This is a genomic window from Streptomyces sp. NPDC016851, from assembly GCF_055562795.1.
Genome location: NZ_JBVHEP010000003.1, coordinates 174854 through 185173, shown reverse-complemented (window position 1 = coordinate 185173; position 10320 = coordinate 174854). Strand labels below are relative to the sequence as shown.

10 protein-coding genes are annotated in these 10320 nt (G+C 73.3%); 7 read left to right on the top strand and 3 right to left on the bottom strand.

What is annotated here, in order from left to right; translation table 11 throughout:
* Window positions 1-393: 393 nt before the first annotated feature.
* On the bottom strand, window positions 394-951 hold the full coding sequence (locus ACZ3I3_RS06070) for a hypothetical protein (RefSeq protein ID WP_467362959.1): 558 nt from the start codon (window positions 949-951) through the stop codon (window positions 394-396).
* Window positions 952-1088: 137 nt separating this feature from the next.
* Between ACZ3I3_RS06070 and tsaB the strand changes: the two genes are divergently transcribed.
* From tsaB to ACZ3I3_RS06050, 4 genes are read left to right on the top strand one after another with little or no spacing between them, the layout of a single operon-like run.
* Window positions 1089-1742, top strand: a complete 654-nt coding sequence (gene tsaB, locus ACZ3I3_RS06065; protein ID WP_467362958.1) for a tRNA (adenosine(37)-N6)-threonylcarbamoyltransferase complex dimerization subunit type 1 TsaB — start codon at window positions 1089-1091, stop codon at window positions 1740-1742.
* Between the two features lie 29 nt (window positions 1743-1771).
* Entirely contained in the window at window positions 1772-2269 is a 498-nt protein-coding gene (rimI, locus tag ACZ3I3_RS06060) for a ribosomal protein S18-alanine N-acetyltransferase (RefSeq protein WP_467363367.1), read from the top strand.
* Window positions 2262-3368: a tRNA (adenosine(37)-N6)-threonylcarbamoyltransferase complex transferase subunit TsaD gene (gene tsaD, locus ACZ3I3_RS06055; RefSeq protein WP_467362956.1), complete on the top strand. Its 1107-nt coding sequence runs from the start codon at window positions 2262-2264 to the stop codon at window positions 3366-3368. Before rimI ends, tsaD begins: the two co-directional genes overlap by 8 nt.
* Window positions 3365-3622, top strand: a complete 258-nt coding sequence (locus tag ACZ3I3_RS06050; protein WP_467362954.1) for a hypothetical protein — start codon at window positions 3365-3367, stop codon at window positions 3620-3622. Before tsaD ends, ACZ3I3_RS06050 begins: the two co-directional genes overlap by 4 nt.
* On the opposite strand, the gene ACZ3I3_RS06045 is transcribed toward ACZ3I3_RS06050, so the two are convergent.
* Window positions 3573-4103, bottom strand: coding sequence for a hypothetical protein (locus ACZ3I3_RS06045; protein ID WP_467362953.1), 531 nt, complete (start codon window positions 4101-4103; stop codon window positions 3573-3575). The two genes, ACZ3I3_RS06050 and ACZ3I3_RS06045, sit on opposite strands and share 50 nt — an antisense overlap.
* A 37-nt stretch (window positions 4104-4140) precedes the next feature.
* Window positions 4141-6462: a beta-xylosidase/alpha-l-arabinosidase gene (locus tag ACZ3I3_RS06040; RefSeq protein ID WP_467362952.1), complete on the bottom strand. Its 2322-nt coding sequence runs from the start codon at window positions 6460-6462 to the stop codon at window positions 4141-4143.
* 162 nt (window positions 6463-6624) lie between these two features.
* On the opposite strand from ACZ3I3_RS06040, the gene ACZ3I3_RS06035 reads away from it, so the two are divergent.
* The 3 genes from ACZ3I3_RS06035 (at window position 6625) to ACZ3I3_RS06025 (ending at window position 10276) form a co-directional block, all read left to right on the top strand.
* Window positions 6625-7689 (top strand): LacI family DNA-binding transcriptional regulator, encoded by a 1065-nt coding sequence (locus tag ACZ3I3_RS06035; RefSeq protein WP_467362950.1) that lies wholly within the window; start codon window positions 6625-6627, stop codon window positions 7687-7689.
* A 93-nt stretch (window positions 7690-7782) separates the two neighbouring features.
* Window positions 7783-9132: a glycoside hydrolase family 10 protein gene (locus tag ACZ3I3_RS06030; RefSeq protein ID WP_467362949.1), complete on the top strand. Its 1350-nt coding sequence runs from the start codon at window positions 7783-7785 to the stop codon at window positions 9130-9132.
* Between the two features lie 136 nt (window positions 9133-9268).
* Entirely contained in the window at window positions 9269-10276 is a 1008-nt protein-coding gene (locus tag ACZ3I3_RS06025; protein ID WP_467363366.1) for an LCP family protein, read from the top strand.
* Window positions 10277-10320 lie beyond the last annotated feature (44 nt).

Below are 10320 nucleotides of genomic sequence, written 5' to 3'. Positions count from 1 at the left end.
TAGCGGCTTAGCGGCCCGGCGGACGATCGCGGCCTGCGGCGTGCGGCCCGATGGCCTTGGGGCCAGGTGGCCTTGCCGTCCCGGCGGCCCGCGGCCTGGCGGCCCGCGGCCTGGCGGCCCGCTGGCCTGGCGGCCCGCTGGCCTGGTGGCCCCGGCCTAGCGGCCTGGCGTGCCGGTGGCCTTTGTGTCCCGGCGGCCTAGCAGCCCGCCGCCCGGCGTCCCGGCGGCCAGCGGCCCGGCGTCCTGGCGGCCAGCGGCCCGGTGGCCTTGCGTCCTGGCGGCCAGCGGCCCGGCGTCCCGGCGGCTAGCGGCCCGCGTCCCGGCGGCTAGCGGCCCGCGGCCCGGCGGACAGCGGCCAGCGGCCCTCCGCCCCCGCAGTCCAGCCGCCCCCGCCTACCGCACCACCACCACCTTGCGGCCGATCGTCGCGAACGTCCACATCGCCTCGCCGTCCGCGCGGGACTCGCGGATGCCGCCCGTGCGGGTCTTCGGGGCCGGGGCGGAGGGCGAGGCGTTCACGGCTGCGCTGAAGCCGATGACCACGCCGTCCACGTTGGTGAAGCGCACGACGTGTTCGACGGGGACGCCGTCGGAGCCGGTGATCGCGTTCGAGCGGGACGTGACCGAGTAGGAGCCGGGGGACGGGTCCACCGTGCTCGGGGCGACCTTGAACGTGCGGGTGACCGTCTCGTCCCCGCCGACCAGCCACACCCGGTCGCCGCGCAGGGAGTACACGACCCGTGCGCCCTTGCCGGAGCCGTCGGGCAGGGCGGCGGGGTCCCTCCTGGCCTGGGGCGGCGGCTTCGAGACGCCGGCCGCCGGTGCGGCGCCCGCCTGTGACCGGCCCAGGCCGGCCGGGAGGGTCTGTGACGCCTGGTGGGCGAGGTAACCGACCGTCGCCAGGGCCGCGGCGGTGAGCGCGGCCACGATCCCCGAGCTGCTGACTGCCACCGGCTCCCACCTCCATGTCGTACGTCCCTGCCGCGCACGGTGCGTACGCGGCGCCGTGACGGAAGGTGACGGTAGCAGCAGGTGACGGCCCGACAGGTACGTCCGACACGGGCCCCGGGGAGCCGTAGGCTGTTTGCGTGCTCTTGCTCGCTCTGGATACCGCCACCCCCGCCGTCACCGTCGCGCTGCACGACGGCCGGGACGTCATCGCCTCGTCGAGTCAGGTGGACGCGCGCCGGCACGGGGAACTGCTGCTGCCGGCGATCGACCGGGTGCTCGCCGAGGCCGGTCTGACGCTCGACGCCGTCACCGGCGTCGTCGCCGGCATCGGGCCGGGCCCGTACACCGGACTGCGCGTCGGTCTGATGACCGCCGAGACCTTCGGGCTCGCCCTCGGCGTCCCCGTACACGGCGTGTGCACGCTGGACGGCCTCGCCTACGCCGCCGACCTGGAGGGCCCGTTCGTCGTGGCGACCGACGCCCGCCGCAAGGAGGTGTACTGGGCGCGCTACGCCGACTCCCGCACCCGCGTCACCGACCCGGCCGTCGACCGACCCGCCGACATCGCCGAGCAGGTCGCGGGGCTGCCCGCCGTCGGCGCGGGCGCGCTGCTGTACCCGGACACCTTCCCCCAGGCGTACGAGCCCGAGCACGTGTCCGCCGCCGCGCTCGTCCGGCTGGCCGCGGAGCGGCTGGCGGCGGGCGAGGAACTCCCCGCGCCCCGGCCGCTGTATCTGCGCCGCCCCGACGCCCAGGTCCCCAAGAACTACAAGGTGGTCACCCCGAAGTGACCGGGTCCGAGACGTGTGTGCTGCGCGAGATGCGCTGGTGGGACATCGACCCCGTGCTGGAGCTGGAACGCGCCCTGTTCCCCGACGACGCCTGGTCGCGGGGCATGTTCTGGTCCGAGCTGGCCCATGCGCGCGGGCCGGAGGCGACCCGGAAGTACCTCGTGGCCGAGGAGGGGGAGCGGATCGTCGGGTACGCCGGTGTCGCCTCCTCCGGTGAGCAGGCCGACATCCAGACCATCGCCGTCACCCGGGAGTACTGGGGGACGGGACTGGGCGGCCGGCTCCTCACCGAACTGCTGCGGGCCGCGACCGCCTTCGAGTGCGCCGAAGTGATGCTGGAGTGCCGGGTGGACAACGTCCGCGCGCAGAAGCTCTACGAGCGCTTCGGCTTCGAGGCCATCGGCTTCCGGCGCGGCTACTACCAGCCGGGGAACGTGGACGCCCTGGTGATGCGACTGACCACGAAACCCGACAGCGGCTCCGCCGCGGGTTCGGCTCCCGTACAAGGAACCCAGACCAATGACTGACTCTCGCGACGAGCCGCTCGTCCTCGGCATCGAGACCTCCTGCGACGAGACCGGCGTAGGTATCGTCCGCGGCACCACCCTGCTCGCCGACGCCGTCGCCTCCAGCGTCGACGAGCACGCCCGCTTCGGCGGTGTCGTGCCCGAGGTCGCCTCCCGGGCGCACCTGGAGGCGATGGTCCCCACCATCGACCGCGCGCTGAAGGAGGCGGGCGTCAGCGCCCGCGACCTGGACGGCATCGCCGTCACCGCCGGTCCCGGCCTCGCCGGTGCCCTGCTGGTCGGCGTCTCGGCGGCGAAGGCGTACGCGTACGCCCTCGGCAAGCCCCTCTACGGCGTGAACCACCTCGCCTCGCACATCTGCGTCGACCAGCTGGAGCACGGCCCGCTGCCCGAGCCCACCATGGCCCTGCTGGTCTCCGGCGGCCACTCCTCGCTGCTGCTGTCCTCGGACATCACCTCCGACGTCCGCCCGATGGGCGCGACCATCGACGACGCGGCCGGTGAGGCCTTCGACAAGATCGCCCGCGTGCTGAACCTGGGCTTCCCGGGCGGCCCGGTCATCGACCGGTACGCACGCGAGGGCGACCCGGACGCGATCGCCTTCCCGCGCGGCCTGACCGGTCCGCGCGATGCGGCCTACGACTTCTCCTTCTCCGGGCTGAAGACGGCCGTGGCGCGCTGGATCGAGGCCAAGCGGGCGGCGGGGGAGGAGGTCCCGGTGCGGGACGTGGCGGCCTCCTTCCAGGAGGCAGTCGTGGACGTGCTGACCCGCAAGGCCGTCCGGGCCTGCAAGGACGAGGGCGTCGACCACCTGATGATCGGCGGCGGGGTGGCCGCCAACTCCCGGCTGCGCGCCCTGGCCCAGGAGCGCTGCGAGGCGGCCGGGATCCGGCTGCGGGTGCCGCGGCCCAAGCTGTGCACGGACAACGGCGCGATGGTCGCCGCGCTCGGCGCGGAGATGGTTGCCCGCAACCGGGCCGCGTCGGACTGGGACCTGCCGGCGGACTCCTCGCTGCCGGTGACGGAGCCGCATGTCCCGGGCCACCGCCACGACCACGACCATGTGCACGAGATCAGCAAGGAGAACCTCTACTCGTGACGGTCGCCATGATGTGGGAGGCGCGGGCCGTGCCCGGCCGGGGCGAGGACCTGCTGGCCTGGGCGCAGGCGCAGGAACTGCCCCGCGCACCCCTGCGCAGGGAGACCCTGCGCGCTCCCCAGGACCGGGTCCTCGTCATCACCTGGTGGGACGCCCCCTACGACGCCGAGCTGCCGGAACTGCCGGAGCCGGACGGGGAGTTGGTCACACGGGCCGTGCACCGGTGGCGGTTCGAGTCGGTGGACGCCGGCTGACCGAGAGCTCCCACGGCCTGCTCGCGACGTGGCCCCGCCACAGCAGCAGGCCGTGCCCGCGCTCCCAGTGTGCGACCACAGCGGCCTTGCCCAGCCAGTCCAGGGCCGACCACAGGGGCAGCAGGGCCGCCAACGGTTCCCACAGGGACAGGGGCACGGCGAACAGCAGATACATCACGAAGAGGCCCGGGCTGAACGGCTGGTCCCGCAGGAAGCGCTCGGTGGGCAGGTCCGCGCCGGACTCCTCGACGGGGACCGCCTTCTCGAAGTCCCGTACCTCGCTGAACCACTTGATCCTGGTGGCCTTGAGGAGCGTCCACACCACGATCCAGGCGAGCACGGCGGCGGCGTAGAGTCCCAGCCGGCCGGGTGCGGAGGGCGCGGAGAAGCCGTGGACCAGGCCCACGGTCGTCAGGGCGACGGCCATGGCGGCCAGGACCGAGACGACGGCCCGCAGTTCGTGGTGCACCAGCCTGTCCATGCGCCCCCGCATCCCCCGTGGTCCCCCGCGCGGAGGGTCACGCCACCCCTGACACCTCCGTCTCGCAGCGCAGCCGCCGGTCGGTGCCGAGCACCCGGACCGGGCCGGTGAGCGTGAGGTGGGCCGTGTGGCGTACGTCCGCGCTGGACGCCGCCAACCGTAGTTCCAGGGCGCCCGGTTCGACCACCCTGCGGCCTGAACGGTCGGTGAACGCCGACAGGTCCGTATGGAAACGGAACAGCACCCGGGCCGCCTCCCCCGGTGCCAGCCGCACGCGCTGGTAGCCGATCAGCCGTACGTCGGGGCGGGTCACCGACGCCACCGGGTCGTGGAGGTACAGCTGCACGACCTCCGCGCCCTCGCGGTCGCCGGTGTTGCGGACGGTCACCGAGACGTCGTACGTCCCGTCCGTGCCGATCTCCGCCGGCTCCGCGCCGCCCGTGCCGTCCTCCCACGCGAACGTCGTGTACGAGCGGCCGTGCCCGAAGGCGTACAGCGGGGTCGGGTCGAGGTTGCTGACCTCGCCCGCGAGGCCGAGGGGCGGCTGGAGGTAGGTCCAGGGCTGGCCGCCGGGGACCTGGGGGACGCTCACGGGGAGGCGTCCCGACGGGTTCACGCGGCCCGACAGCACTCCCGCCACCGCCGGGCCGCCCTCCTCCCCCGGGAAGAACGCCTGGACGACCGCGCCCAGGCGGCCGTGCCAGCGGCCGAGGGCATAGGGACGGCCGGTCAGCAGCACCAGCACCACGGGGACGCCCGTGGCGACCAGCGCGTCCAGCAGCTCGCCCTGGGCGCCCGGCAGGGCGAGGTCCGTCGCGTCGCAGCCCTCGCCCGAGGTGCCGCGGCCGAACAGGCCCGCCCGGTCGCCGAGGACCGCCACGCACACGTCCGCCTCGGCGGTACGGGCGACGGCCTCCTCGAAGCCGGAGGTGTCCGGGTCGGTCACGTCGCAGCCCGGCGCGAACGTCACCTTGGCGTCGGGCAGTTCGGTGCGCAGGGCGTCGAGGACGGTCGGGATCTCGATCCCGGTCGGGACGCCGGGGTGGTGGGTGAGGACGTGGGAGGGGAAGGAGTAGCAGCCCAGCATGGCCAGGGCGTCGGCCGCCCGGGGGCCGATCACCGCGATCCGGGTGTCGGGGGCGAGCGGGAGCAGGCCGTCGGGGTTGTCGAGCAGGACGACGGACTCCTCGGCCATGCGGCGGGCCAGGATCCGGTTGCCCGTCGAGTCGAGCTCGACCGTGCCGGCCGGCTCGGGGGCCCAGCCCTCGTCCAGCAGGCCCAGTTCGCACTTCTGGAGCAGGACGCGGCGGGCCGCGCGGTCCACGAGCTCCTCGGGGATCTCGCCCGAGCGGACCGCCTCCACCAGGGGATCGCCGTAGCACTTCAGGCTCGGCAGTTCGACGTCGATGCCGGCCACCAGGGCCGCGTGGGCCGCATCGGCCGGGGTGCCGGCGACCCGGTGCAGGGTCTGGAGGAAGCCGATGCCGAAGTAGTCCGCGACGACCGTGCCGGTGAAGCCCCACTCCTCGCGCAGGAGCCCGGTCAGCAGCTCGGGGTCCGCCGAGGCCGGCACGCCGTCCCGCTCCGTGTAGGCGGCCATCACCGAACGGGCCCCGCCCTCGCGCAGCGCCATCTCGAAGGGCGGGAGGGTGACGTCCGCGAACTCGCGGGTGCCGGCCCGTACGGGCGCCAGGTTGCGGGCGCCGGCCGAGGAGGCGTACCCGGCGAAGTGCTTCAGCGTGGCGACGACCCCGGCCGACTCCAGGCCCCGCACATAGGCGGTACCGACCGTGCCGACCAGGTACGGGTCCTCGCCGATCGTCTCCTCCACGCGGCCCCAGCGCGGATCGCGTACGACGTCCAGGACCGGCGCGAGCCCCTGGTGCACGCCGGCCGAGCGCAGGTCGGCGCCGATGCGGCGGGCCATCTCCTCGACCAGCGGGGGATCCCAGGTCGCTCCCCAGGCCAGCGGGACCGGGTAGGCCGTGGCCTGCCAGGCGGTGAAGCCGGCCAGGCACTCCTCGTGCGCGACCGCCGGGATGCCGAAGCGGCCGGCCTCGGTGATGCGGCGCTGGGCGCGGGCCAGTGCCTGCGCGCCCAGCGCCGGGTCCACGGGGGCGGTGCCGAAGGAGCGCGTGAGCTGGCCCAGGCCGCGGGTGATCAGCTCGGCCCATGCCTCGTCGGAGTACTCGACCGTCATGTCGTGCTGATGCGGAGCGACTCCGTCGCCGTCCGTCGCGGCGCCCACCCACACGCCGTACAGCTGGGCGGCCTTCTCCTCCAGGGTCATCCGGGAGAGCAGATCGTCGACGCGGACGGCGGCGGGCAGGGCGGGGTCACGCCAGGGCGCGGTGGTCATGAAGCTCCTGTCGGGTGGACGGACGGCCCTCTCACGAACGGTGCTCACGAGCGTTCTCACGCCCGCTTCAGCGAATGTTTCGGTAAGTATGTCGAATGTTCCGGGAACCTATGGCGCCCCAGGGACTTCGTCAAGGGGGCCCGCAGGGATACGATCGCCGCCATGACATCCCCGGAGCCGGTTGAAAGCCGGACGCAAACCCGGACGCAGGGGCGCAGCGCGCAGACCGCGACGCTCGCCGAGATCGCCCGTGAGGCCGGTGTGTCGGCGCCGACTGTTTCGAAGGTGCTGAACGGCCGGGCCGACGTCGCCCCCGCCACGCGGGCCCGCGTCGAGGATCTGCTGCGGGCCCACGGCTACCGGCGCCGCCGTGCCGAGGCGACCCGCTCACCCCTCATCGACCTGGTCTTTCACGAGCTGGAGAGCGCCTGGGCGCTGGAGGTCATCCGGGGCGTGGAGAACGTCGCCCGGGACGCGGGGCTCAGCGTGGTGCTGTCCGAGAGCGCGGGGCGGCTCACCCCCGGGAGGACCTGGGCCGACCAGGTCGCCGCGCGCCGCCCGCACGGCGTGATCCTGGTCCTGTCAGGGCTCGACGAGTCGCAGCGGGCCCTGCTGACCAGCCGCGCCATCCCGTTCGTGGTGATGGACCCGGCCGGCGACCCGGGGGCCGACGTGCCCTCGATCGGCGCGACCAACTGGCAGGGCGGTCTCGCCGCCACCCGGCATCTGGTCGAGCTGGGACACCGCAGGATCGGCGCGATCAGCGGTCCGACGCAGATGATGTGCAGCCGCGCCCGGGTCGACGGCTACCGGGCCGCGCTGGAGACGGCCGGGCTGCCGGTCGACCCCGCGCTGATCGCCAACGGCGACTTCCACCACGAGGCCGGCTACCGGCTGGGCCTGGAGCTGCTGCGCCGCCCGGACCGGCCGACCGCCGTCTTCGCCGGGAACGACCTCCAGGCGCTCGGGCTGTACGAGGCCGCGCGCGAGCTGGGGCTGCGCATCCCGGAGGACCTGAGCGTCGTCGGGTTCGACGATCTGCCGGTGGCGCCCCTGGTCGGGCCGCCGCTGACGACCGTACGGCAGCCGCTGACGGAGATGGCGGAGGCGGCGGCCAAGCTGGTCCTCGACCTCGGCCGCGAGGCCGGCACCCCGGCGGCCACCCGGGTGGAGCTGGCGACGAGCCTGGTGGTGCGCAGCAGTACGGCGGCGCCCGCGGGCGGTTGACCGATGTTGCTGTATTGACGGGTGTTCCGGGCGCCTCCACACTGCACCGAAGCCAATCGGTTGCACCACCGAAACTTTCGGAGGCACCCGCACATGAGATCGTTGAGATCGGGCTTACTCACCTCCCTGCTGGCCGGAGTCGTCACGGCCGGTTCCCTGCTGCTCGCGGCCCCCGCGTCCCACGCCGCCGACGCCCCGCTGCGCGACCTGGCCGAGGCCAAGGGCAAGGTCATGGGCACGGCGGTCACCGGTTCGAAACTCACCGGCACCTACGGCGAGATCGCAGGCCGCGAGTTCAACTGGCTCACCCCCGGCAACGCCATGAAGTGGGGCTCCGTCGAGCCGAGCCGGGGCAGCTACGACTGGGCCGAGGCCGACCGGATCGTGGACTTCGCCGAGGCCCACGGCCAGCAGGTGCGCGGCCACACCCTGCTCTGGCACCAGCAGAACCCGGGCTGGCTGACGAACGGCAGCTGGACCCGCGACCAGCTCGGCGCCATCGTCCAGGACCACATCGCCACCGAGGTCGGCCGCTACAAGGGCCGGCTGGCCGCCTGGGACGTGGTGAACGAGCCCTTCAACGAGGACGGTACCTACCGCCGGACCCTCTTCCACGACACCCTCGGCCAGGACTACATCGCACAGGCCCTCACCTGGGCCCGGGCCGCCGACCCGGGCACCAAGCTCTACATCAACGACTACAACGTCGAGGGCGTCAACGCGAAGAGCACGGCCCTGTACAACCTGGTCAAGTCGCTGAAGGAGCGCGGAGTCCCGATCGACGGAGTCGGGCTCCAGGCCCATCTCATCGTCGGCCAGGTGCCCTCCACGCTGCAGCAGAACATCCAGCGCTTCGCCGACCTCGGCGTCGACGTGGCGATCACCGAGCTGGACATCCGGATGCAGCTGCCGGCGACGCAGGCGAAGCTGACCCAGCAGGCCGCCGACTACAAGGCGGTCATGAACGCCTGCGTGGCGGTCGCGCGCTGTACCGGTGTCACCGTCTGGGGCTTCACCGACTCCGACTCCTGGATCCCGGACACCTTCCCGGGCGAGGGCGCGGCGACCCCGTACGACGAGAACTACCAGCCGAAACCGGCGTACCACGCCATCGCGGAGGCCCTCGGCGGGACGACGACCCCGCCGACGGGCGCCTGCTCGGCGACGTACAGCGTCACCAGTCAGTGGGGCACCGGCTACACGGGCCAGGTGCGGATCGCCTGCTCGGGGGCCTCGCTGTCGTCGTGGAAGGCGGACTGGACGTTCGGCGCCGGGCAGCGGATCACGCAGGCCTGGAACGCGAACTGCACGCAGTCGGGCACGGCGGTCAGCTGTACGAACGCCCCCTACAACGGGTCGGTGCCGGACGGCGGTTCGGTCACCTTCGGCTTCAACGGCTCGTGGAGCGGGAGCAACCCGGTGCCCGTGGTGACGCTGGGGTGAGACCGGACCGGGAAGTCTGAGAATTTCCGAAGAAAAAGCGCCCTGGGGTCCCTGCTCGTCATAATTCGGACTTACGTTCCTGCCCGTGACGGGACGTGACGGGGACGGGGACGGTAACGGGGACGCGGGCAGAGCGGTGGGCCGGCGGTCGAGAGCGCTGCGGATCGCCGGCCTCGCCCTGGCGGGTGCGCTGGTGCTCGGCGTCGGCTCGGCGGGCTGGGCCTACTGGCATCTCAACGACAACATCAAAAGCGTCGACATCGACAACGCGCTCGGCGACAACCGCCCGTCCAAGCCGGTGGTCACGCCGTCCCCCTCCGCATCGGCGGCCCTGCCCGGCGAGGCCCTCAACGTCCTGGTCCTGGGGTCCGACTCGCGCAGCGGCGAGGAGAACCAGCGGCTCGGCGGCGGCGACAGCTCCGGCGCCCGCTCCGACACGGCGATGGTCGTCCACCTCGACGCCGGGCGCACCAGCGCGACGGTGGTGAGCATCCCGCGCGACACCCTGGTCACCCGCCCCTCCTGCCCGCGCCCGTCCGGCGGTTCGACGGCCGTCGCCCACGACTCCATGTTCAACGACGCGTACGCGGTGGGCGGACCGGCCTGCGCGGTGAAGACGGTCGAGTCGATGACCGATGTCCGCATGGACCACTACATCGAGATCGACTTCTCCGGCTTCGCCAAGCTCGTGGACGCGCTCGGCGGCGTCACCGTCACCACGGACGAGGACATCGCCGACGACGACAGCCATCTGCACCTGAAGGCGGGCACCCACCACCTGGACGGCAGGCGGGCCCTCGCCCTGGCCCGCACCCGGCACGGCATAGGCGACGGCAGCGACCTGGGACGGATAGGCCTCCAGCAGAAGCTGGTGAAGGCGCTGCTGGACCAGATCGCCGCGCAGGACCTGCTCACCGACCCGGCGAAGCTGTACCGGGTCGCGGACGCCGTGACCGCCGGCCTCACCACCGACACCGGCCTGGACTCCCTGGGCGAGCTGACCCGGCTCGGGCAGAGCGTGCAGGGCCTGTCGGCGAGCGCGGTGCGGACGGTGACGCTGCCGGTCGTGCGGGCGCCGTCGGATCCCAACCGGGTGGTGGCCGAGGAGCCTCAGGCCCGGAAGCTGTGGGAGTCGCTGCGCTGACCTGCACAGACGCGCTCCGCGAAAAATCCGTGAGAAAAATCCGG

What these genes read in the sequence shown, in the direction of transcription:
- rimI (WP_467363367.1), top strand. Translation starts at nt 1,772, where the DNA reads ATGCGCTGGTGGGACATCGACCCCGTGCTGGAGCTGGAACGCGCCCTG.
- tsaD (WP_467362956.1), top strand. Translation starts at nt 2,262, where the DNA reads ATGACTGACTCTCGCGACGAGCCGCTCGTCCTCGGCATCGAGACCTCC.
- ACZ3I3_RS06045 (WP_467362953.1), bottom strand. Translation starts at nt 4,103, where the DNA reads ATGGACAGGCTGGTGCACCACGAACTGCGGGCCGTCGTCTCGGTCCTG.
- ACZ3I3_RS06040 (WP_467362952.1), bottom strand. Translation starts at nt 6,462, where the DNA reads ATGACCACCGCGCCCTGGCGTGACCCCGCCCTGCCCGCCGCCGTCCGC.
- ACZ3I3_RS06035 (WP_467362950.1), top strand. Translation starts at nt 6,625, where the DNA reads ATGACATCCCCGGAGCCGGTTGAAAGCCGGACGCAAACCCGGACGCAG.
- ACZ3I3_RS06030 (WP_467362949.1), top strand. Translation starts at nt 7,783, where the DNA reads ATGAGATCGTTGAGATCGGGCTTACTCACCTCCCTGCTGGCCGGAGTC.